At 39.9% G+C, this 24694-nt stretch carries 17 protein-coding genes, 1 tRNA gene and 1 pseudogene; 5 read left to right on the top strand and 14 right to left on the bottom strand.

Annotated features, from left to right (window positions below; translation table 11 throughout):
* Window positions 1-136, bottom strand: a pseudogene (locus ACR2F7_RS05015) (30S ribosomal protein S12); the annotation flags it as partial.
* Window positions 137-338: 202 nt separating this feature from the next.
* Entirely contained in the window at window positions 339-563 is a 225-nt protein-coding gene (locus ACR2F7_RS05010; RefSeq protein ID WP_432712492.1) for a VF530 family DNA-binding protein, read from the bottom strand.
* 36 nt (window positions 564-599) lie between these two features.
* On the opposite strand from ACR2F7_RS05010, the gene ACR2F7_RS05005 reads away from it, so the two are divergent.
* On the top strand, window positions 600-1238 hold the full coding sequence (locus ACR2F7_RS05005; RefSeq protein WP_432712491.1) for a hypothetical protein: 639 nt from the start codon (window positions 600-602) through the stop codon (window positions 1236-1238).
* A 26-nt stretch (window positions 1239-1264) separates the two neighbouring features.
* Here the strand turns inward: ACR2F7_RS05005 and ACR2F7_RS05000 are convergent, their stop codons facing one another.
* From ACR2F7_RS05000 to ACR2F7_RS04985, 4 genes are all read right to left on the bottom strand, one after another.
* On the bottom strand, window positions 1265-3214 hold the full coding sequence (locus tag ACR2F7_RS05000; RefSeq protein WP_432712490.1) for a family 43 glycosylhydrolase: 1950 nt from the start codon (window positions 3212-3214) through the stop codon (window positions 1265-1267).
* A gap of 100 nt (window positions 3215-3314) precedes the next feature.
* Window positions 3315-5330 carry a M1 family metallopeptidase gene (locus tag ACR2F7_RS04995; protein ID WP_432712489.1) on the bottom strand — a complete coding sequence of 672 codons (2016 nt, stop codon included), beginning with the start codon at window positions 5328-5330 and terminating at the stop codon, window positions 3315-3317.
* An 85-nt stretch (window positions 5331-5415) separates the two neighbouring features.
* Window positions 5416-6156 carry a hypothetical protein gene (locus ACR2F7_RS04990; RefSeq protein WP_432712488.1) on the bottom strand — a complete coding sequence of 247 codons (741 nt, stop codon included), beginning with the start codon at window positions 6154-6156 and terminating at the stop codon, window positions 5416-5418.
* A gap of 82 nt (window positions 6157-6238) precedes the next feature.
* Window positions 6239-6583 (bottom strand): ArsC family reductase, encoded by a 345-nt coding sequence (locus ACR2F7_RS04985; protein WP_432712494.1) that lies wholly within the window; start codon window positions 6581-6583, stop codon window positions 6239-6241.
* A 111-nt stretch (window positions 6584-6694) separates the two neighbouring features.
* Between ACR2F7_RS04985 and ACR2F7_RS04980 the strand changes: the two genes are divergently transcribed.
* Genes ACR2F7_RS04980 through ACR2F7_RS04970 form a run of 3 tightly spaced genes read left to right on the top strand, consistent with a single transcriptional unit; the run spans window position 6695 to window position 12570 of the window.
* Entirely contained in the window at window positions 6695-10114 is a 3420-nt protein-coding gene (locus ACR2F7_RS04980; protein ID WP_432712487.1) for a response regulator, read from the top strand.
* 1 nt (window position 10115) lies between these two features.
* Window positions 10116-10943: a CheR family methyltransferase gene (locus ACR2F7_RS04975; RefSeq protein ID WP_432712486.1), complete on the top strand. Its 828-nt coding sequence runs from the start codon at window positions 10116-10118 to the stop codon at window positions 10941-10943.
* A gap of 16 nt (window positions 10944-10959) precedes the next feature.
* Entirely contained in the window at window positions 10960-12570 is a 1611-nt protein-coding gene (locus ACR2F7_RS04970; protein ID WP_432712485.1) for a response regulator, read from the top strand.
* Here ACR2F7_RS04970 and pth read toward each other — a convergent pair.
* The 4 genes from pth to ACR2F7_RS04950 form a co-directional block, all read right to left on the bottom strand.
* Complete coding sequence (pth, locus tag ACR2F7_RS04965; RefSeq protein WP_432712493.1) at window positions 12544-13104, bottom strand: aminoacyl-tRNA hydrolase; 561 nt, start codon at window positions 13102-13104, stop codon at window positions 12544-12546. The genes ACR2F7_RS04970 and pth overlap by 27 nt on opposite strands.
* A 111-nt stretch (window positions 13105-13215) precedes the next feature.
* Window positions 13216-13794 carry a 50S ribosomal protein L25 gene (locus ACR2F7_RS04960; RefSeq protein WP_432712484.1) on the bottom strand — a complete coding sequence of 193 codons (579 nt, stop codon included), beginning with the start codon at window positions 13792-13794 and terminating at the stop codon, window positions 13216-13218.
* A 29-nt stretch (window positions 13795-13823) separates the two neighbouring features.
* Window positions 13824-14768: a ribose-phosphate pyrophosphokinase gene (locus tag ACR2F7_RS04955; RefSeq protein ID WP_432712483.1), complete on the bottom strand. Its 945-nt coding sequence runs from the start codon at window positions 14766-14768 to the stop codon at window positions 13824-13826.
* Window positions 14769-14840: 72 nt separating this feature from the next.
* Window positions 14841-14911 (bottom strand) — tRNA-Gln (locus tag ACR2F7_RS04950).
* Window positions 14912-15148: 237 nt separating this feature from the next.
* Between ACR2F7_RS04950 and ACR2F7_RS04945 the strand changes: the two genes are divergently transcribed.
* Window positions 15149-18184 (top strand): glycosyltransferase family 117 protein, encoded by a 3036-nt coding sequence (locus ACR2F7_RS04945; protein ID WP_432712482.1) that lies wholly within the window; start codon window positions 15149-15151, stop codon window positions 18182-18184.
* 402 nt (window positions 18185-18586) lie between these two features.
* On the opposite strand, the gene ACR2F7_RS04940 is transcribed toward ACR2F7_RS04945, so the two are convergent.
* The 4 genes from ACR2F7_RS04940 to ACR2F7_RS04925 all read right to left on the bottom strand — a co-directional run.
* Entirely contained in the window at window positions 18587-19552 is a 966-nt protein-coding gene (locus tag ACR2F7_RS04940; protein WP_432712481.1) for an acetyl-CoA carboxylase carboxyltransferase subunit alpha, read from the bottom strand.
* Window positions 19553-19722: 170 nt separating this feature from the next.
* Window positions 19723-21075 carry an MFS transporter gene (locus tag ACR2F7_RS04935; protein WP_432712480.1) on the bottom strand — a complete coding sequence of 451 codons (1353 nt, stop codon included), beginning with the start codon at window positions 21073-21075 and terminating at the stop codon, window positions 19723-19725.
* A gap of 66 nt (window positions 21076-21141) precedes the next feature.
* On the bottom strand, window positions 21142-22905 hold the full coding sequence (locus tag ACR2F7_RS04930) for an alpha-amylase family protein (RefSeq protein ID WP_432712479.1): 1764 nt from the start codon (window positions 22903-22905) through the stop codon (window positions 21142-21144).
* Window positions 22886-24694 (bottom strand): family 65 glycosyl hydrolase domain-containing protein (locus tag ACR2F7_RS04925; protein ID WP_432712478.1); only part of this gene is annotated, 1809 nt, incomplete at its 5' end. The genes ACR2F7_RS04930 and ACR2F7_RS04925, both read right to left, overlap by 20 nt.

Raw genomic sequence — 24694 nt, 5'->3', positions numbered from 1 at the left:
TTGGTTTTTTAGGGGTAGTGGTATATACACGTGTACATACACCTCTTCGCTGTGGACAGCTGTCCAACGCAGGAGACTTACTCTTGAACTCCAGTGCTACTCTACCTTTTCTAACTAATTGTTGAATGGTTGGCATTGTTTATTTGTTTTTCTATTAATATTTAAAAACTTTACCCCTAATAAAGGGACTGCAAAGGTAAGAGAATAAGATTTATAAATCAAGGACTTATAACAAATAAATCTACCCATTGCTTGGCGTCTCTTGCAAGGATCGGAAAGTGTGACTCAAGCCAACAAGCTGGCTGCTATTGCGATCAGTTTTTTGACAATTAAAAGGTTTAGTGAAAAGTATCCAGGTATAATTTCTCTACCTTCTTACGGGCCCAGTCGGTTTTACGGAGAAATTTAAGGCTGGAATTCATTGTAGGGTTATTGTTAAAGCAATCTATACGCACCAGTTTACCCATTTCGGGCCATCCATAATGCCAAACCAGTTGCTTCACTATAAACTCAAGCGTTTTACCATGTAGCGGGTTGTTTGCTTGTTCTTGTGCCTTTTCCATAGTGTAAAATTAGCAAGTAATAACTAAATTTGAACTATGCAAGTAAAATTAGGTGATTTTGTTCGTTTTGTCGACGAGAATATTGAGGGTTATATCACCCGAATTATTGATAAAGACATGATTGGTGTTACCGATGCTGATGACTTTGAAATACCTGTACTGGCTTCCAAAGTTACGCTGGTACATGGCGAAATTCCAGATGAAAACAACCTGGTTCAAAACAGAACACAAGCTGTTGTTCCTGAAGCGGAGTTTATTAAAGAAGGCGTTTACCTTGGTTTAGTGAGCGATCAACATAGCAATGTTATTGCGCATTTTCATTTGGTTAACGATACCTCTTTTCAGTTTTTGCTGGCTTTCAGTTCAGAAAAAGGCGAACACTTCAGGGGTGAATTTGCCGGTGTTATCCCTCCACATTCGGCAGTTAAAATTTTCTCCGCAAATATGGGCGATATTCAATTATGGCCTAAATTCAGGTTAGAAGCACTTTATTTTACACCAGCGAACGTGGAACCGAAGGCTCCACTATTGTTCCACCAGTCAATTAAAGGTAAAGATCTTTCTGTAGCTAAAACAGAAATTGCTTTACTGAAACAAAAAGGATGGTTAATCCGCCTGGATGTACCACCTGCAGTATTAGATGCTCAAAAACTAAAAGAAAGTTTTTTTAAATAACATCAAAAAGCCACTAAACTTAAGGTCTAGTGGCTTTTTTCCGATGTATTTGCTCCCTCTAAAGTAGGTTTTACAATTTGTATGCTGCCATCCGCATTAAAAGTAAGTTTATCCATACACACTTCACGGTAAAAACCTGCTGCTCTACCTACTTTTTGTCCATTAGGATAAGAAAAGCGGTGGTAAATGATATACCATTCATCTTTACCAGGAATTTGGATCACACTGTTATGGCCCGTACCATAAATACCCTGTGCTGTATCTTTACTCAAGATCAGGTTGTTTTCCTTCACGGTAATTTTTCCAAGTGGTGAAGTTGACGTTCCATACCTTACCCTGTAATCTTCACTTCTGGTATCACCCTCAGACCATAAGAAATAATAAATACCATTTCGGTAAAACACTTCGGTTCCCTCTCTGAAGGTACGGTCGGGCGTAATGATCTTCAGTTTGCTCTGGTCAAAAGAAACCATATCTTCATTCAATTCAACACCCGCAATATAGCCATTACCCCAATAAAGGTAACTTTTACCTGTTTGTGGATCAGTAAAAACATCCGGATCAATTTCTTGTCCTCCTTTTATACCTGCAGGTTTTTCAGCTACCAGCGCTTTGCCACTATCTTTAAAAGGTCCAGCCGGATGGTCTGCCACGGCTACTCCAATTTTCTGTGCTGCTGTATAATAATAGAAGTATTTATAGGCGCCATTAATTTTCTTTTCAATGGCTGTTGGTGCCCATGCATGTTTTTGTGCCCAGCTAACGTCTTTAGGCAAGTCCAAAATTACCCCTTCATCTTTCCAGTTCACAAGATCTTTTGAAGAAAAGCTTTTAAAGGAGGTAGAACCCCAACCTACAACACCATCACTGGTAGGGTATAAATAATATTGACCAGTTTTTTGAGCGTATAGAATTTCCGGATCTGCGTAATAGCCATTTAAGATCGGGTTCTTTGGTCGTTCAGCAGGTGAAAGCTCTACAGTTGCCATCCTGGCTTTGTCCCAGTAATTAACCAACACTTTTGCTTCTTTAGGCGTAATAGCCATGATTGTCCCATGTCGGGGTAAAAAGTCCATCGAAACTTGTTGATCTATCACCTTGAAATTTTCCAGGTCTGTACTTTCTGTAAACTGGTAGCGGCCTTTGGTATACAAATCATACATTAAGATGTACTTGTTGGTACCGCTCAATTTAAAGATCCCCGCACCTTCTACTGGGTCAGTAGTTTGCTGCAAATATTTGTCCTGAGGAACATAGCCCTCCGTCAGGCTACTGGATACTGCCTTTTTTATTCCTTTTCCCGAGCCTTCTGTTTTATAAAAAAGGTGGTATTTTCCATCTTTAAAAATGATGTCCCCATCAATACAAGACAAATGATCAGGACTAAAAAACAATTGTTTAGGTTCTGTTTCTAAGGCTGTAAAATCTTTATTGGCGAATGAATAATAAATAATGTCGGGTCCATTGCCAAAACGCATAGACCAGTACAGCATGTATTTTTTCGCTACAGGATCGTAAATGGTTTGTGGTGCCCATACACGGTTAGAATTTTCAAAAGCAGGAAAAGTGATGTTGATATTCACCAGGTGGGTATCCCAATTGATGAGGTCTGTAGATTTCATCATCACCAAACCATGGTTAGGCCCCCAGCCATATTTTGCCACCTGCATATCGGTAGCCACCATATAAAAGGTTTTGCCGTCTTCACCACGCAAAATATGTGGATCTCGAACGCCGCCCGTAAAGCTTGTTTTTTCAACATCCAATACCGGATTGTTATTGTTTAAAGCTTTATAATTATAACCGTCATAGCTGATGGCAAAACGGATCGCCTCCCTGTATTTCCCATTGCCCGTGAAATAGGTAAACAGGTAGGCAGACTTTTTAGACTTTTGTGCATTTAAAGGAGTTGCAGTGCCCAATAAGAGCAGGCCTGCCATTAAAAAAAGTAAGCGTTGGGCATTACTAGCGAACATAGGAATTATATTTTTGGTTAATTTAGGTCCTAATATAGGAAATAAAAAATGGCTTCACTACCTAGTGTAATGAAGCCATTTTGAGCTAAACAGTGGATTATTATTTTTTCCAGCTATTGTTTTCGGTATTCACATCTGGCAGCTCTTTGTTAGCATCCAATTCCACAGCAATCACTTCTTCTTTCGTCGGGTAGTGAACAGTCCATGTATTATTACGCATCCAAACATCTACAGGAAGTTTAACCAGTTCTTTCTTGCCGCCTTTCAACGTGATGGTTAAAAGAATAGGCATAGGCAGTTTTTCAAGGTTAGCCACTTGTATGTTATAGCCATCAACTATATTGTCTTTCTTAGACACGGTAACGCTGGTAATGGCCTGGTCCATTTTCCAGTTTTCCATAAACCAACCTTTCCAAAACCACGACAAGTCTTCACCTGCACCATTTTCCATAGAGCGGTAAAAATCTGTGGGTGTAGGGTGTTTAAATGCCCATTGTTTAATGTAATTTTTAAAAGCGTAATCAAAACGATCAACGCCTAAAATATGGTTCCTTAATAAATCAAGGCCCAAACCAGGTTTGTAATACAAGTTGACACCAATATTCGGTTCACGCATGGCATCTGGTGCCAGCATTACCTTCTCCGCTGATGGACTGGTAAAAATTTTCGTCAAAAACGGCACACCAATGCTCTTATTGTTATATTCGCCATTGTTGAAAGCGGCCGTAGAAAGACCATTGATAAAGGTGTTGAAACCTTCATCCATCCAACCGAATTTACGTTCATTGCTACCAACAATCATTGGGAACCAGGTATGTCCAAATTCATGATCTATTACGCCCCAGACATCAGCGTTTTTAGCTGTCCAGCCACAGAACACTATTCCTGGATATTCCATTCCACCCTGATTAGAGGCAATATTAACGGCCATTGGGTAAGGATATTCAAACCACTTTTCCGAATAATGCTCAATAGAAGCTTTTACATATTCCACACCACGGCCATAGGCATCATTACCATTACTTTCTACAGGTTGTGCAGAAACCGCCAAGGCCTTTTTACCACTTGGCAAGTTGATACGCGCAGCATCTAAAACAAAAGCTTTCGATGATGCAAAGGCTACATCCCTGGTGTTTTTCATTTTAAATTTCCAGGTTAAACGGTCTTTCGAAGGGCGCGATTTAGGATCTGTAATTTCTTCTGCAGAGCGTATAGCAATTTTAGTATCGCTATTTTTCGCGGCATTCCAACGTTTCAATTGTGTAGCTGTAAATACTTCAGCAGGGTTGGTCAGTTCACCAGAACCCATCACCAGGTGACTTGCTGGTGCATCAACTGTAAAGGTTACATCACCATATTCACAGTAAAATTCTCCCGCACCCCAGTATGGTAAAGTATTCCATCCCAATACATCATCATACACACTCAATCGTGGAAACCACTGTGCAATGGTATAAATCTCGCCATTTTTAGTGGTCAGGTGCCCCATTCTGTCAGATCCATTGATAGGAATGACAAAGGAGAAATCCATTTTCATGGTGATAACGCCCCCATTGGCAGCAAGAGGTTCCGCCAAACGGATTTGCATACGGGTATCTTCAATGATAGAAGTAAAGTTTGCTTTTTTAGTGTTTTGCCCCAGTGGCGAACCTTTAATTTTGAAATTCGCAGCCTTACTTTGCTGCGATACGGTTAAACCTTTAATGGAATAGCCGCCGTTTATTTTTTCACCACGCGAACCATAACGGCTGCCTGCAGGAATTAAAGAAGCACCCCGAGAATTTTCAGCGAAAAGATTCTGGTCTAATTGCAGCCAGATAAAAGGGAGGGCATCAGGACTGTTATTGGTATAAGTTATAGTTACCGATCCTGTGAGGGAATGATTGGTATCATCAAGTCTTGCCGAGATGTTATAATCAGCACGGTTTTGCCAATATTTAGGCCCAGGAGAGCCATTTGCCGATCGGTATTCATTACCATTCTGGGTATAGAAAAGGGGACTAAAAGCATCATAAGTACTTCCCTTATTTACCTTTGCCTCTTGCGCATTGGCATTGATATTTATTGCACTCAATAAAAATAAAACCCACAGGTATTTTACAAAGTTTTTAGTCATAACATTAGGTATAAAAGTTGTTGGGATAAAAGTATCAATTCAATTTTAATACCCACTTAACATTAACAGAATTGATACGTAAAGATTATTTCTTTGGACCCAAAGATTGCATTGGAGGGGTAACCCGTTGCGACGGTGGCAACTTAAGCCATTTTTGATGTGCCTGGGCAATGTAATAAGAATAGTTAAAAGGCCTTTCGCTTTTAATTAAAGCTACAGATGGCTTAAACATATTGATGAAATCTTTTAACTCCTTTCCGGTGAGTTTGATGAGCTCATGTACCGTTTGCTCATTGAAATTACGGTTAATTTCAGTTTCATAGACATCACGTTCTTCCAGCATTTTTATTTTTTCTTGTTCCCGTCTGTATTTTCCATAGCCAAGCGCAAACTGCAAGCCTCCTGCCCTATCGGTATTGTTTTTATCTTCTATACCGTCTGTAGATATGCGCTTGCTTTCCTTTGCATTAGGATTCTCCAAATCCAGGTAAGGCGAAAGTTTTGTCTTTACAATAGCAACTTCCTTAAGGTTTTTAGAAATTGCAGGAAGGAAAATAGTCTTCGTTTTTAAATCAGTAAGGTATAAAGTATCTACGTGGTAGCCCACCAAAGAAAAGGTAAGCAGGTCACCTTTTTTTGCAGGAATCACAAATTGCCCATTTGCTTTAGTTACGGCAATCTGCTGATTACTTAGGTTTTTAACCGCAACCTGTTGCAAAGGAAAAGTTTGGTTTTCAAAGTCATAAACTGTTCCAGTAACACTTCCTTGTGCCAGCAGTTTAAAGGGCAAAACCACAATAAAGAATAAGATCAGTTTTTTAACCATGGCCAAATTTAGTATAGTTTCATCATCCAATACCCGATTTAACAAAATTTAACAAGAAAAGTTTCTCAGCCTAAGGTCAAACTTACAGCACTTCGCTATACTTTTCTTCGTTAAAACCAAGTAAAATAGCTTTACCATTTTGTTCTATAATGGGTCTTTTGATAGCACTTGTGTGCTCACTTAAAATTTTAATTGCAGAAGCCTGATCACTTACTGTTTGCTGCTCTTCGGCACTCAGCTTTCTCCATGTCGTACCTTTTTTATTCAGCACATTTTCCCAGCCAAAAGCAGTACACCATTCCTGTAGTTTCTCCTCGCTGATGCCACTTTTTTTGAAGTTATGAAATTCATAAATTATGCCTTTATCTGTTAACCAATCAAGGGCTTTTTTAACCGTATTACAATTAGGGATGCCGTAAACTTTCATATCTAGCAAAAATAAATGAATATATTTAAGTTTTTATTAAGATAGCTGTTTAATATGCACAAGCGATTTGTTTTTTTTGCCTAACATTGCTTATATATATTTCTGCTGGCTATGTTTAAACTATCTTTCAAACAACAAGTTTTAATTGGAGTTTCACTTTCAATTCTATTTCTCCTATTTGCCATTAGCACAGGTTACAACAGCATTAAATCTTTCCAAAAATATTCCAGCTTAGAAAACCACACCTATGAAGTAATGAATAAAGCTGAACATGTTAGCTTAGAGCTGGTTACAGCCGAAAACAGCTTAGGCAACTTTTTGTTCAGTCATAAACTATCTTTACTTAAACCCTATCAAACCAATATAAAAACTATCGCCGGCAAACTTGACGAGCTAAAAGAGCTGGTGAGTGATAATCCACGACAGCAATTAAAAGTTGACTCCATTGAAAAATATGTGCTGATCAAGCTCGATGAAATGGAGCGTACCATGGATACCTACCAAACCTTAGGCACCAATGCTGCACTTAAAGTAGCCAGCGATAATAAAGTTAAAGAAACCAACAACATCATCACGGGTTTGACCACTGAATTCGTTAATGTTGAAAAAAAGCTGCTTGAAGAAAGAAAGAAAAAGACTAATGAGAATGTTGAAAAGGCCATAAATACCATCCTAGGCACTTCCATCGCCATATTGAGTATCATCATCTTTCTATTTGTTTATATCAAAAATACTTTTGAGCAGCAGCTAAAGACAGAAAAACGGATCCGTGATCAAAACAAATTACTGAGTAGTCTTTCTACAGAGAACAAGAATAAAAACTGGCTGCTTTCTGGCGTTGCCGAAGTGAACGAAGTAATGCGTGGTGAGCAGGACCCAGACGAGCTGAGCGACCATGTCATTGCTAAAATCTGCCACATTATGGATGCACCAATGGGTATTTTCTACCTAACAGATGCATCACAAAAACAAATTAAACATACCGGCAGCTATGCATTTAAAAAGCCGGATAGCACTAATCCTTACCAGTTTGGTGAAGGCCTCGCCGGCCAGGTGGCCTTAGAAAAAAAGGCAAGGCTTTTTGAGTCTCTTCCTGCTAATTATTTCACGGTTCGTTCTGGTTTAGGTGAGGCTGTTCCTCAATCACTATACATCCTTCCTGTGTTATTTAAGCAGGAGGTCATTGCTGTTATTGAACTTTCCCTGAACAGGAAAATGAGTGAAGCAAATCTTCAATTTCTGGATACCATTTGCGAAAGCATTGCCATTGCCCTTAACAGCGCACAAGAACGAGATAAACTCAAAAGGCTTTTTGAACAAATTCAACAACAGGCCGAAGAATTGGAAAGTCAGCAGGAAGAATTGCGGACCACCAACGAAGAACTTATCTATAAAACAGAGTTACTCCAGGCTTCAGAAGAAGAATTAAGGGTACAGCAAGAAGAATTAAGACAAACAAATGCGGAGCTGGAAGAAAAAAATACTTCCATCAGCAGGGCTAAAGAAGCCATCAGCATTAAAGCGCAGGAGCTTTCTATTTCCAGCAAATATAAGTCTGAATTCCTGGCCAACATGAGTCATGAATTAAGGACTCCACTGAACAGCATTTTAATTCTAGCCAGAATATTAAAAGAAAATAAAACGCAGAACATGAATGCTGACCAGATTAAATATGCTGGTGTAATTCAAACTGCAGGAACAGATTTGCTGAGTTTAATCAATGATATCCTCGACCTTACCAAAATAGAATCAGGGAAGGTTGACTTGGTGATAGAGCCTGTTAAACCACAAGAAATCATCAACCATATGGAGGCCCTCTTTAATGAAATGGCCAACCAGAAAAACATCATTTTCAAAACCCAATTAGCCGACCAGCTTTCTACCCGTTTTGTTACTGATTTGAGCCGTGTGGAGCAGATCATTAAAAACCTCTTGTCTAACGCTTTTAAATTTACGCCTGCCTCAGGCACCATCATTTTTGATGTCGCAGAAGCTCCAGCCAACCAGCAATACCGCTCTGCTCAACTTAAAGAAGCCAATAAAATATTGGCCTTTAAAGTTAAAGACGCTGGAATTGGCATAGCGGAAGATAAACAGCAATTGATATTTGAGGCTTTCCAGCAGGCCGATGGCTCTACCAGCAGAAAATATGGTGGTACAGGCTTAGGCCTGTCAATCAGCAAGGAACTTGCCAATGTACTTGGTGGCGAAATACAACTGCAGAGCGAAGTAGGTACAGGAAGTACTTTTACCCTGTTTTTACCTGAACAATACAATACGGCACTGGTTAATGACAGCCCCACCTTAACAATGGAAATACCTGTGGCCACACAGCATAACGATGAACTGCATTGGAACTCTACAGAAGGTAAAGAACAGGTTTTACTCATTGTGGAAGATGATGTGGTGTTTGCCGATGTGCTCCAAAATTACGCGCTGGAGAAGGGTTTTAAACCTATGCTGGCGCATAGTGGAGATACAGGCTTAGCAATGGCTTTCAAAGAACTGCCTGATGCCATTGTTTTAGACATTATGCTTCCTGTAATGGATGGCTGGACCATCCTTAAAAAACTTAAAGCAGATCCAAGAACTAAGCACATCCCGGTACACATGATGTCTGCAGGTGATGAAAGAGATGATAAAGCACAACATGAAGGCGCTATAGGTTTCCTTAAAAAGCCCATTGCGATGGAGCAACTTGACCAGGCCTTTAACACTATTAAACATTACCAGCTTAAATATAATTTTAAAACAGTACTCCTTATTGAGGATCAAGAGCTGCAAAGCAAAATTGTTAAAGAAGAACTCATGAGCAAAGGTATTGAGGTAGACCAGGCATTTAGCGGCAAAGAAGCCATGGCCTTGTTAAATGCCCGTAGTTTTGACTGTATCATTCTTGATTTAAATCTTCCTGATATCTCGGGCTTCGACTTGTTAGACCAGATTAAAGAAAACCCTGCATTTACCCATATTCCTGTAGTTATCAATACCGCCATGGAACTTGATAAAGATAAAATGGCGCACATCATGAAATATACCGAAGCCATGGTCTTGAAATCTACCAAATCTAACAACAGGCTTATTGATGAGGTGAGTTTGTTTATCAATAAACTTAAAAAAGAAAACAACAAGTCTTCAGCCATCACCCTGGAAAAAACATTACACCATAAAACCATTATGATTGCTGATGATGACATGCGCAACATCTTTGCCTTGTCGAGTGCCCTGCAAGATTTTAACCTCAAGATTGTTGTAGCTAACAATGGTAAAGAGGCCTTGCAGAAATTAGAAGAACATGAGGAGATTAACATGATCCTGATGGATATCATGATGCCCGAGATGGATGGCTATGAAGCGATGAAAGCCATCAGGCTCAATAAACAATTTGAAAAACTACCCATCATTGCTTTAACAGCCAAAGCCATGAAGCAAGATCGGGAGAAGTGTATTGAGGCCGGTGCCAATGATTTTATCTCTAAGCCTGTTGACCTTGACAAGTTATTTTCCATGATGCGCGTTTGGCTCAGTTAACATGGAAAAACATAACCCAGAAACCATCAACTTTGAAGAACTGGCTCAACTGAGCAGTTTGATCAAACATATCTATGATTTTGATTTTAGCCTCTATGCAGAGGCTTCCATCAAAAGAAGGGTAACTCGAATTATGCAATTGCAAAAGTTAAGCTTATTTGAACTCCGTACCTTGCTGACCAATGACTTCTCCTATTTTGAAAGTTTTTTAAAAGAGATAACGGTCAACGTTACAGAGATGTTTCGTGATCCTGAGATGTTCAAAGCCGTCAATGAAACAATCATCCCTTACATGCAGTCATACCAAAACATCAAGATTTGGAATGCTGGCTGCTCCACCGGTGAAGAGCTCTATTCTTTTGCTATTCTGTTTAAAGAAGCCGGGCTTTACGACCGCACTTATTTCTATGGAACAGACATCAATGCTGATGTATTGGAGCAGGCTCAAAATGGCATTTATGGTTTGACAAACATGAAGAAATATGCAGAGAACTACTTTGAAACTGGTGTTGCCGGCACTTTATCTAATTACTATACCGCAAAATATGATGCCGTTACCATCAACCATTCTTTAAAAAAGAATGTGTTGTTTTCTACCCATAACCTGGCGACCGACGGGGTCTTTAATGAATTCCAGTTTATCTCTTGCCGCAACGTACTGATCTACTTTAAACCTGAACTTCAACAAAGGGTAATTGATCTTTTTTATGATAGTTTAGCTAACTTTGGCTTTTTATGCCTGGGCTCTAAAGAAACGTTAAGAAATTCAGACTTTAAAAGATTTAAAGTAATTGATCAAAAAAATAATATCTACCAAAAAATAGCCTAACAGAACACCCTTGTAAATGACACAAAATCATAGCGAAAAGATCAACTTACTTATTGTAGACGACAGGACTGAAAATATTGTTGCTCTTGAAGCCCTGTTGCAAAGAGATGATATCAATATCATCACGACCATCTCACCTAACGAAGCGTTAAGAATATGCTGGGAAAAGGATATCGCTATAGCGATGGTGGATGTGCAAATGCCCGGTATGGATGGTTTTGAACTGGTAGAAATTCTGAAAAGCAACCCACGCACAAAAGATATCCTCATCATTTTTGTAACGGCCATCTCCATGGAGACAAAATATGCGGTTAAAGGCTTAAATACAGGTGCTGTAGATTATTTATATAAACCGCTGAACCCTTATGTAACTTCAGCAAAAGTAGATTCTTTCATTCAATTTGTACGCATCCAGCGTCATATCAAAAGAAAAAATCAAGAACTAGAGGCTTACCAGGTTAAACTGATAGAAGCCAAAGAACAAGCTGAACAAGGTAAAAGAATTAAAGAAAATTTCCTGGCCAACATGAGCCATGAAATCCGAACGCCAATCAATGGCATCATTGGTATTGCTACCTTACTTTCCCAAACTGAACTGACTAAAGAACAAAGAGAAATGATCAGTTTACTGGAAGTATCATCACAATCCTTGTTGGGGGTGATCAATGATATCCTTGATCTTTCAAAAATAGAAGCAGGCAAGTTTACCATTACCAGGGCAGAAACCAATGTGGTTAAAAATTGCCTGAGTGTGGTTAACCTCTTGAAAATTAGAGCAAGAGAAAAGGGCATTAACCTGGTTACTGAGTTTGACGAGCATTTACCAACACTGGTGATGGCAGACTCCTTGCGGTTAAACCAAATATTGATGAACCTTATTGCCAATGCTATTAAGTTTACCACTGTAGGTAGCGTAACCTTAAAGGTTTCCGTTTTAGACCGCAAAGGAAACCATGTGCAACTCAAATTTTCGGTCATTGACACGGGTATAGGCATTGCTGAAGAAAATATAGATAAGATATTTGAAACTTTTGAACAGGCCGATGACCAGACGACAGTAAAATTTGGAGGAACAGGATTAGGCCTTTCCATCGTTAAAAATTTAGCGAAGCTTAAAAATGGTATTCTTGAAGTACACAGCAAAGAAAATAAAGGCAGTATTTTCACTTTCACCAATTGGTACTCGGTGGTGGAGCATAAAGAAACCATTGAAACAGTAGATAAAGGAATGTTTGAACCTTTTGAAAACGTAAAAATACTTGTCGCCGAAGACAACATCATCAATCAGTTTCTGATCAAAAAAATCCTGAAAGACTGGAATGTGGAAATGGACCTGGTAGAAAACGGACAAGAAGCGCTTAATAAGTTACGGGAGAACGACTATAACATGGTCTTAATGGACACCTTTATGCCGGTAATGAATGGTCTGGATGCCATTAAATTAATCAGATCTGGCTATGTCGCTGGCAAAGCACAAATTCCTGTGCTTACATTTTCTGCCGCAGTAATGGAAAATGATAAAAAAACTGCCATAGACGCAGGTGCCGATGACGTGATCAGCAAGCCTTTTGAAATGGAAGTACTTTATAAAAAAATAAAACTATTTGTTGAAAGAAGTCATCGTTAAAGGTGCACCAATGGTCACCAGACTTTGAATCACTTTCACACTTTTATCCAACAGGGCTGGCAGCTCCGGCTGCTCTTCCTTGGCAAAAGGAGCCAGAACAAAATCAATTTGTCGGCCTTTAGCAAAATCATCACCAATACCAAAGCGTAAACGCGGATAATTTTGTCCGCCGCAAACCTCCTCAATACTCTTCAGTCCATTATGGCCGGCACTGCTGCCTTTTAATTTCAGCCTTAATTTGCCAAAGGGCAAAGCAAGGTCATCTACCAGCACCAAAATATTTTCCAGGGGAATTTTAAGTTCATGCATCCAGTAATTGACTGCACGGCCACTTAAATTCATGTACGTAGTGGGCTTAATGACATGCAGTTTTCTGCCCTTATAAGTAAGTTCTGCATAATAAGCCAGGCGAAGGTTAGCAAACGTTCCACCAAGCTGTTTAACCAGCTCATCTGCAATATCGAAACCAATGTTATGTCTGGTATGTGCATATTCAGGTCCTATATTGCCTAAACCTACGATCAGGTACTTCATGTCTGCTGCTGTTTTGGTAAGTATTTTTATTTGGCGCAAATGTAATGGTTTAAAAAAAGAAAAGCAGCACTGAATAAACAGTACTGCTCTACTTTTGAAAAGAAATTAATCTTATTTCTTACCAGCAATTTGTTCTGCCTGTTTCAATGCTCTAGACATTCCTACAGAAACGATTGTGTCTTCACCTGTATTAGTAACGAAATAGTCACCTTTTACCAAGTCACGCACGCGGAATAAACCACCAACTTCTAATTTAGCAATGCTTACTTCAACCGTTTGTGGCATGTTTGCAGGCAATGATCTCACGCGAAGTTTACGTAATTTTTGTACTAATTTACCACCCATTTTAACACCTGGAGAAACACCAACTAATTTAATTGGAATCTCCATAACGATTTCTTTTGCTTCATCTAACTGAAGAAAATCAACGTGCAATAACACGTCAGTAACCGGGTGGAATTGTAAATCTTTAATAATGGCTTTTGTTTTAGTACCATCAATGTCAATTTCTACAAAGTTTGCTTCTGGTGTATAGATTGCATCTTTAAGGTCAGTAATTAAAACAGCAAAGTGTTTTTGCTCTGTACCACCATACAATACTGCAGGAGCTTTACCTTCATAGCGAAGTCCTTTAGCATCGCGTTTCCCTACGTTCTCTCTTAGAGAACCGCTAATTGCGATTGTTTTCATTTTTATTTATTTTATATTGTAATCTATTGTTATTCTACTTTAAAAAGCTCACTGATAGAGCCGTGTTCATTTACATTAGCTATGGCTTTTGCAAATAATTCTGCCGTACTTAAAACCCTAATTTTATCACTTTGGTATTTCAAAGGAATAGTATCAGTAACAATAAGTTCAGACAACATTGAATTTTCAATGGTTTCATATGCTTTACCAGAAAGTACAGGATGTGTACAAACAGCTCTTACACTTTTTGCCCCTTTTTCCATAATTAAAGCTGCAGCCTTTGAAAGGGTACCTGCCGTATCGCAAATATCATCAATTAAAACAATATCCAATCCTACAACATCACCAATGATAGACATAGACTCAATTTCATTGGCACGCTTACGGCGTTTATCACAAATAACAACCTCTGCATTAAAGAACTTTGCAAAAGTACGTGCGCGGTAAGAGCCACCCATATCTGGTGAGGCAATGGTCAGGTTTTGTAAGCCCAGGCTTTTAATGTAAGGCACAAAGATAACCGAAGCATCAAGGTGATCTACAGGGATATCAAAAAAGCCCTGAATCTGGGCAGCATGAAGATCCATGGTCATTATGCGGTGGATACCCGCAGCCTGCAATAAATTAGCCACTAGTTTGGCACCAATGGCTACACGAGGTTTATCTTTTCTGTCTTGTCTGGCTAGACCATAATAGGGAACTACAGCAGTGATGTAATGGGCAGAAGCACGCTTTGCCGCATCAATCATCATTAAAAGTTCTATTAAATTATCGTTAGGCTGACAAGTAGACTGGATAATAAAGACATCGCAACCCCTCACTGTTTCTTCGTAAAAAGGTTGAAATTCACCATCGCTAAACCTACTTAAGGTAGACTCCCCTAAAGGTTTGCCGTACTGGGCGGCAATTTTGTGTGCTAATTCTTTACTACCTGTTCCGGCAAAAAGTTTAACTGGATTAAACTGCAGAGGCATGATTAATTGGTATCAATGCTGGGTTAAAAAAAATCGGACTGCGGTTTGATGCGCAATCCGAATATTGTTATGTTGCCCGACCAGGATTCGAACCTAGACAAACGGTACCAAAAACCGTTGTACTACCTTTATACTATCGGGCAATGTTCTTTTCAAAACGCTTGCTGTGAAACGGAATGCAAATGTAAGCACATTATTTAAAACTGCAAATACTACACGAAAAAAAATTCACATTTTTATTTAACCTCCTATTTTTCAGGCAGATTAATTTTACGTAAGCGTTAAATTTTGTTAAAGCCCGCTATCTTTATACTAATCTCGAAGTTATTCTTTATTTTCGGCTGCATTTTAATAGCTTAACAATATCCTATTTAAATTAAATGAACTATTCAAAAATTAACAACTTAATAGGCTGGCTCTGCTTCCTTATTGCCACAATAACTTATGTTCTAACCCTGGAACCTTCTGTAAGCTTCTGGGATTGTGGTGAATTTATAGCTTCTGCATTCAAGATGCAGGTTGTGCATCAGCCAGGTGCACCATTGTTTCTCATGATTCAACGCTTCTTCTCCATCTTTGCCTTAGGCGATGTCAATAAGATAGCATACTTCATGAATTTCGGTTCTGCTGTAGCCAGTGGAGCAACGATAATGTTTCTTTTCTGGACCATCACTGCGCTTACTAAAAAAACGCTGAGCAAACCAGGCGAAACCTTGTCTACTGCTAACATCGTCACCATTATGGGTGCTGGTGTAGTAGGTGCCTTAGCTTATGCATGGTCTGATAGTTTTTGGTTCTCTGCAGTAGAATCTGAAGTGTATGCCTTGTCATCATTATTTACAGCCATCGTTTTCTGGGCTATCTTAAAATGGGAAGCACATGCTGATGAACCACGCGCTGATAAATGGCTGCTATTTATTGCCTACATCATGGGTTTATCAATCGGGATTCATTTATTAAACTTGTTAACCATACCGGCAATTGCCTTTGTTTATTACTTTAGAAAAACAGCTAAGCCTACCACTTCTGGCATCGTTAAAACCTTTTTTGTGGGTATATTGATCCTTGCTGTTATCCAATATGGAATTATCCAGTACATCGTTTCTTTCGGTGCTTATTTCGATCTTTTCTTCGTTAATACCTTAGGCCTTGGCTTTGGTAGCGGCGTATTGTTTTTTGCGCTTTTAGTGATTGGTGCTTTTGTATGGTCTATCCGCTATACCATCAAACACCAGAAAAAATTCTTAAACCTGGCTATCCTTTCTACCCTGCTGATTATTTTCGGGTACAGTTCTTTTGCCATGATCATCATCAGGGCTAAAGCCAAAACAAACCTGAATAACAGTAACCCAGATAATGCATTCTCCTTTTTAAGCTATTTAAACCGTGAACAATATGGCGATCGCCCTTTGTTATTTGGTCCGAACTATAATTCTGAAAGAATAGGCATTAAAGAGGGTAAAAATATTTACCGTAAAGGTGACGACAAATATGAAGTTGCCGGTAAAAAGACTGACTATGAATACGACAGACTTACACCGTTTCCACGGATGTACAGTGATGATGCACGCCATATTTCTTTCTACCAGGAAATGACAGGCCTTGATGAATCTAAGTTTCCGAGCTTGTTTGACAACATCAGCTTCTTGTTTAAATACCAGGTGGGTAACATGTACATGCGTTACTTTATGTGGAACTTTGTGGGCAGACAGAATGATGATCAAGGTCAGGGCAGCTTATACGAAGGCCAATGGCTCAGTGGCATTAAACCTATTGATGCCTTGATTTTAGGTAACCAAAGTCACTTACCACCTTCAATAGTAGATAGCAAAGCCTATAACAGGTTCTTCTTTTTACCTTTAATCATTGGTTTAATGGGTGCTATATGGCACTTTAAACGCAACCAAAAAGATGCAGGCATTGTTGGCATGCTCTTTTTCTTTACCGGTATTGCCATTGTACTTTACCTAAACCAGAAGCCACTGGAACCAAGAGAGCGTGATTATGCCTATGTTGGCTCGTTCTATGCCTTTGCCATCTGGATAGGGTTTGGAGTGTTGGCTATCAAAGAATGGCTCTTTAAAAAAGTAACCCCACTGAATGGCGCCATCGGTGCTACCGTGATCTGCTTGTTTGCTGCACCAATTTTAATGGCAGAACAAGGTTGGGATGATCATGATCGTTCAAAAAAAATGGTTGCTCATGATATTGCTGTGGATTACCTGCAGTCTTGTGCACCTAACGCCATATTGTTTACTTATGGCGATAATGATACTTACCCTTTATGGTATGCACAGGAAGTGGAAAACATCCGCCCTGATATCCGTTTAGTTAACTTAAGCTTATTTGATACCGACTGGTATATTGATGGAATGAAACGCAAGCAAAATGAGTCTGCTCCATTGCCTATATCCATGAAAGAAGGACAATATGTTTCTGGCATCAGAGATGTGATGTATTACCAGGACTATAAAATTGAAGGTTCGGTAGAATTGAAGACTATTGTAGATCTTCTATTATCGGAGAACGACGAAGATAAAGTTGCATTACAAAATGGCACAAGAGAAAACTTTATCCCTACCAAAAACTTTAAAATTACCGTTAACCCGGCTGATGTCATTAAAACAGGTACGGTTCCTGCTGATAAAGCTAATCAGATTACTCCTGTTATAGAATGGAAATTCAATAAAGGTTATGTAACTAAAGGCACCTTAGCCATGTTTGATATCCTGGCACATAACAACTGGGAAAGACCTATTTATTTTGCCAGCACTGTACCTTCAGAGCAGTTTAACGGCCTTGATAACTATCTGTACAGCGAAGGGATGGCCCTGCGTTTAATGCCATTAAAAATGGACACTGCAGCAACGTCAAGAACTGACCTGGTGAATACTCCAGTCTTGTACAATAACCTGATGACTAAATTTAAATGGGGTAACGTCAAAACGGCTTCTTATTTAGATACGCAATCAGCTGATGATATCTCTATCTTCACCAATTTGTTTAACACTTCGATCACCAGCTTATTGAAAGAAGGTAAAACTGCTGAGGCTAAGAAAGTTGTTGAGCGTTATTTTGAAGTGATGCCAGAAAAATTCTATGGCATGCGCTCGATGATGGGTGCTTACTTCATGGCAGAAAACCTGTACAACCTTAACGATACCAAAAGAGCAAACGCATTGATTGAGAAGTCTGCTGTTTATATCCAAAAGGAACTGACCTACCTTGCTGATGTTTCGGCAAGTAAAAACAGGTTTGTAGGCGGACAAAACGTACAGTTGGGCATGTCGTTCTTAAACCAGATGGCACAGACAGCTGCTCAGCATCAACAAACAGCATTGAGCAAGAAACTAGAAACCCAATTTGCCATGTTAGAATCAAGGTTTGCCCCTTTCTTCCCACAAGGCGGACAATAAAGCAAGCTTAACAATAAAATTCAAGAGACCTTTTCATTGATAAAATGAAAGGTCTCTTTTTTTGTGCCACTATTTTTTGGCGCCCGCCAAATCGCAATCATATGTAAAGATCAGGTAGCAAACTAAATTCAGGGACAACCACACGTCAAGTAAAACCAATACAAGATGTCATAAAACAGCGTGTCGTCAACTATTAGTTTACAGGGCGTTCAGAGGGCGTTTATAGGGCCTTCATAGGGCCTTGGTATATCCAAAGGCTATACAAACGCCCTGTTAAGGACGGCTTAAGGATAACTTAACTAAAAGGTGCCTATTAGTTGCACTTATTTTGACTTTCAAAAATCCAGGCACAAAAAAAACCGCCACCTGAATCAGGAAGCGGTCATCTATATTTAAGTAATTTTAGTCTTCTGTTACCCTGCCCATTGCACAGAATTTATCAATTCTTTCTGCAATCAGCTGATCGGTATCTTTCAAGCCTAACTCATACATATCTTTTACAATCTGTGCTTTTAGCGTTGCTGCCATTTGCTCGGGGTTTTGGTGTGCACCGCCCAATGGTTCTTTGACAATACCATCGATCAGCTTGTTGCCCAACATATCCGAGGAAGTCAGTTTAAGGCATTCTGCAGCACGTTCTTTATAATCCCAGCTTCTCCATAGAATAGAAGAACAAGATTCAGGAGAGATTACTGAATACCAGGTATGCTCTAACATATACACCTTATCGCCAATACCGATACCCAAAGCTCCACCCGAAGCACCTTCACCAACTACAAAACAAAGTACGGGTACTCTCAATACAGACATTTCCAGTAAGTTCCTGGCAATGGCCTCCCCTTGTCCGCGTTCTTCTGCTTCTAAACCCGGGTAAGCACCCATAGTGTCGATAAAAGAAATAACAGGTTTGTTGAATTTCTCCGCCAGTTTCATTAAGCGCAATGCTTTTCTATATCCTTCAGGATTCGCCATTCCGAAATTGCGGAACTGACGCTCTTTTGTGTTTTTACCTTTTTGGTGACCAATGATCATCACGGTCTGTCCATTAATAGTGGCAAAACCACCAATAATTGCTTTATCGTCTTTTACGGTTCTATCACCATGAAGTTCGATAAAATCATCACAGATCATGCTGATGTAATCTAAAGTCTGAGGACGTTCAGGGTGGCGTGACAATTGCACTTCCTGCCAACCTGTTAGATTGGTATAGGTAGAATTTCTGGTTTCTACCAGCTTTTCTTCCAGCTCCGTTAAGGTAGCAGACATATCTACTTTTGTTTTATCAGCAACCTGTTTAACCTTTTCAATTTGCTGCATTAATTCAGCAATAGGTTTTTCAAAATCAAATGATGTTTTTATCTGTTCCATAAGTGGGCGGTAAAAATAGACAAAATTTCCTTAATTAATCAAAGCACTTTTACTAAAGATATGATATTCACCTGGCAACAATATTTTTGTGTAGGTGATAACAGTAAAAGTACAGCAGGAAATGGAGGCAAAGGTTGAATAACCCTGCATGATCGCTCATGCAGGTAAGATTAGATCGTTTCTTTTTTATCCCTGATGTAAAGGACAGAAACAGCGCCAAGGATCATGAATATCCCGGCTATGACTATGGCATAGATCGCTTCGCCATTATAGAAATGTTTAACAATCATACCCCCAAAAAAGCCGTTAACAATTTGCGGCATGGTGATGAAAAAGTTAAAAATACCCATGTAGACACCCATTTTACGGGCAGGAATAGAGCTTGATAAGATCGCGTAAGGCATAGAAAGAATACTTCCCCAGGCCAAACCAATACCAATCATAGAATAAATTAAATGATCAGGATTGCTAATGAAATAAATGGACAGCAAACCTGCACCACCGGCAACCAAAGAAAAGGCATGTGCTACTTTTTTACTTGTAGCCCGGGCAATGGTTGGCAATAGCAAGGCATAAATGGCAGAAACACCATTGTAGATACCAAATAAAATACCTACCCAGTTACCAGCATCGGCAAATTCTACCGATGAAGTATCTCCGGGTAATACTTTATAAATATGTTGTGCAATGGCGGGCGTGGTAAATACCCACATGGAAAACAAGGCAAACCAGGAGAAAAACTGCACCAGCCCAAGTTGTTTCATGGCCACAGGCATAGAAGAAAAATCTTTGAAGATAGACAGCAAACCAGCATCGGCTTCTTTAGGCTCATTGTGGTAAAGCTCCATTTCTTCTGGCGGATATTCTTTGGTGGTAACAACTGTCCACAAAATGGTGGTTATTAAAATGGCAGCACCGGCATAAAAAGAATAAACCACGTTTGCAGGTACCTGTCCCGCAGCGGCTACTTTGGAGACGCCCAGATATTCAGAAAATATATAAGGCAACCAGGAACCAGCAATGGCACCAGCACCAATCAGGAACGTTTGCATGGAGAAACCAAAGCTACGTTGGCTTTCTGGCAGCTTATCTGCCACTAAAGCACGAAAAGGCTCCATGGCCACATTGATGGAAGCATCCATGATCATCAGCATGCCTGCCCCAATAATAATAGGAGGCATAAAGCTGGCCATGGCACCCGCATTAGGCATAATCATTAAGGCTATAGCCGTAAGGATGGCCCCTACCAGAAAGAAAGGCCTTCTTCTACCAAAACGGTTCCATGTTTTATCGCTGTAATAGCCAATGATGGGCTGTACAATCATCCCTGTTAAAGGCGCAGCCAGCCAGAAGAGCGAAAGGTGCTCCACATCAGAACCAAAGGTCTGTAAAATACGGGAGGCATTACCATTTTGTAAGGCAAAGCCAAACTGGATTCCGAAAAAACCCATGCTCAGGTTGAAGATTTGAGCGGTAGATAACCTTGGTTTTTGTACTAAAGCTTTAACCTTTATATTTTCCATTAGCTAAAAAAATGTTTTAAGGGTGAGAAAGCTGCCCTTTCAAGCAGCTTCCATAAATAGCAGCTATTAAAATTCAATAATTTGAGCACCTACAGATTTAACTTTTACGCTGATGGTTTTTCCATTGCAGCTGTTTGCTGCCTCGCCAAGGAGTGTAGAGATATTGTTCAGCGCTTTATCTTTTAAGATCGTTTCAGGAATAACAATGTCAGCTTCCATGCTTTGCTCGCGGTCAAAGTTAACCACCACCAATAGGCGCTGTTGAGGCGTATAGCGAATATAGCCATACATTCTGTTGTTCATGTTTCCGCTGCGTGGAATCTCGAAGATTTCTCCTTGTTTTACCGCTGCAGCATGACCTGCAATATGCATGAGCTTTTTATAATAAGCGCGCAGTTCTTTTTGCTCAGGTGATAATAAGGCACCATCAAACTGGCCATTATTCATCCATTTCTGGTGTTCAGGGATGCCCCAGTAATCGAAAATGGTACTGCGGTTATCATCGCCACCAAAGCCTTCTTTACCTATGGCGGGTTCAGCAACTTCCTGACCGAAATAAAGCATTACCGGGCCGCCAGCTAAAGTAGCAGACACCACCATGGCTGGTAGTGCATAGTTTGCATTTCCGGCAAAACCGGCAGAGGCAATGCGCTCTTCATCATGGTTCTCCAGGAAACGCAGCATTTTATTTGCAAAAGCATGCTTTTCCACCTGCCATGCTTTGGTTATTTCGTTGACATCGGCATGTTCTTCGTTCCTGATTAGTTTTTTCAAACCATCATATAAACCCACCTTATCATAGAGGTAGTCGAATTTACCTTCGTTGAAATAAGTTTCGTAGGCTTGAGGGTTATAAGCCTCCCCAATGAATACCATTGCAGGATGTGCTTTTTTAATTTCAGGGATCACCCAGTTCCAGAATTCTACAGGCACCATTTCGGCCATATCGCACCTGAAACCATCTACCCCTTTGTTGGCCCAGAACATCAAAATATCTCTCATTTTGGTCCATACCGGCGGCATTGGAGAGAAATGTTTCTTTTCGCCATCGCTAAAGTCTACACCATAATTAAGTTTAATGGTTTCATACCAGTCGTCAACCTTAGGGTATTCAGAAAATACATTGTTTCCAGTGGCTTTTGCAGGGAATTCATGAAAAGACTGGTCTTGTGAATTGGGTACCACCAAAACTTTTCCAGGAACATAATAGAAATCATTTTGTGGGGAAAAGGCTTTAGTGACATCATCTTGTGCACCAAAATCAATAACGTCAGCAGGCTTTGCTGTAGAGCGGTAGCTGCGGGCCACATGGTTAGGGATAAAGTCAATGATGACTTTAAGTCCTTTTTGATGGGTTCTTTTCAGTAAAGCTTCAAACTCGGCCATCCTGTTGTTGACGTCGACAGCAAGGTCAGGGTCAACATCATAATAATCACGAATAGCATAAGGAGAACCTGCACGGCCTTTGACTACCGAAGCATGATCTGGCTGTATGCCATAAGCACTGTAGTCGGTAAGGCTGGCATGTGCAATTACACCTGTATACCATACATGTGTAGTTCCCATTTCCATGATGCCGTCTAGTGCTTTATCAGTAATGTCATTAAACTTGCCGCTGCCATTTTCGGCAATACTACCGTTTATTTTATTTTGTGTATTGCTATTGCCAAAAAGACGTGGCAACAACTGGTAAATGATCAGTTTTTGCTGCTCCATAGTCCTTACTTTTTGTTTGGCGATTCTGCGGTTTTTTTGCGCATTAATGGTTTGGGCCGTGCCCAATACCATTAATAAAATCACCATTACATATTTAATTTGTTTGACTTGCATGTGCTATGTTTATAGTCGTCTGTCCTGTAGGGAATTGATATACCTGGTCAAGGATCTTAATCTCCATGGCCTCAGCTGCATGATTAGTGATGCTGATTTCAACTGCAGAAATCATGACATTGAGGGTAACATCCCTAAAATTGATATTGAAAGAGAAAGATGTCCATTGTTGTGGCACAAAAGGGCTAAACGACAATTGGTTATTTCTCACTTTCATTCCGGCAAAACCTTCAACAATACTCATCCAGGTACCTGCCATAGAGGTAATGTGTAAACCATCCTCCGTATCATTGTTATAATCATCAAGGTCTAAACGCGCGGTACGCAGGTAAAACTCATAAGCACGCTCTCCGTCGTTCAAACGTGATGCCAAAATGCTGTGTACGCAAGGCGACAAAGAACTTTCGTGTACCGTTCTGGATTCATAGAAGTTAAAGTTGCGGCGCAGGGTTTCCAGGTCATATTCATCTTCAAAGAAATACATGCCTTGTAAAACATCGGCCTGTTTGATAAAGCAAGAACGCAAAATTCTATCCCAGCTCCATTTTTGGTTGAGGGGTCTGTCGGCCGCAGCTAAATCTGCCACCAATACCTGTTCTTTATCTAAATAACCATCCTGTTGCAAAAACACCTCACCTTTTTCATCATAAGGATAGTACATGTTTTCAGCAATGTTTTTCCAGTCGCCGAATTCTTGTGTTTCCTCCAGCTTGGTTTTTTCTACGATGTTCAGGTACAATTCAGGTGCTGCTTCTTTAACAATAGCTGCTGCCTCTTGTGCATAGGTTAAACACCATGCAGCAAGTTTATTTGTATACCAGTTGTTGTTGATGTTATTTTCGTACTCATTAGGGCCGGTAACACCAAGCATTACAAATTGGTTTTTTGCAGCGCTCCAGTTTACCCTTTGTTTCCAGAAACGGGCAATACCAATCAGCACTTCTAAGCCATATTGCTGCAAGTAACTTTGGTCGCCTGTATACCTGATGTAATTAAAAATGGCAAAAGCAATGGCACCATTACGGTGGATTTCTTCAAAAGTGATTTCCCATTCGTTGTGGCATTCTTCACCATTCATGGTCACCATTGGATACAAAGCTGCACCATTGTTGAAGCCTAATTTCTCTGCATTTTCAATGGCTTTCTGCAGGTGTTTGTACCTGTAGATCAATAAGTTTTTAGCAACCTCTGCCGGTGCCGTAGCCAGGTAAAAAGGAATACAGTAAGCTTCGGTATCCCAGTAAGTAGAACCCCCATATTTCTCACCTGTAAAACCTTTAGGGCCGATGTTTAAACGGGCATCTTTACCGGTATAAGTTTGGTTCATCTGGAAAATATTGAACCTGATGGCCTGCTGTGCAGCAACATCACCTTCAATAAGGATGTCACTTTCTTCCCATTTAGCCAACCATGCAGCAGCTTGTTCTTGTAGTAATTGCTCAAAACCTTTTTGAGCCGCACGTGCCAACACCTCACTGCTCACTTTTTGTAGCGCTGCCTTGTCATAGTTCATAGAAGAACTATTAGCTGCATACTTGTAGATATCTATAGTATCGCCTTGTTTAACAGCAACAGTTGTAGTTAAAGCAAGGTATTTTGGTTTTTCTTCTGTAACCGGCGACAATACTTCTACTGTACCATTTTTAAGGACGGTTGTTTGTGTAGCGGTACAAACTTCAAAAGCTGTTTTCTTTGTTCTTAGTGTTAAATAGGTGTTTTGATCTGCTGTTAAACGGCTTACTTCATCCCAGAATTTCTCTTCATAATTGGAGTCCTGGTTTTTCACATC

It is taken from the genome of Pedobacter sp., from assembly GCF_045628745.1.
Lineage (GTDB): Bacteria > Bacteroidota > Bacteroidia > Sphingobacteriales > Sphingobacteriaceae > Pedobacter.
This window is presented reverse-complemented; position numbering and strand designations above follow the sequence as displayed.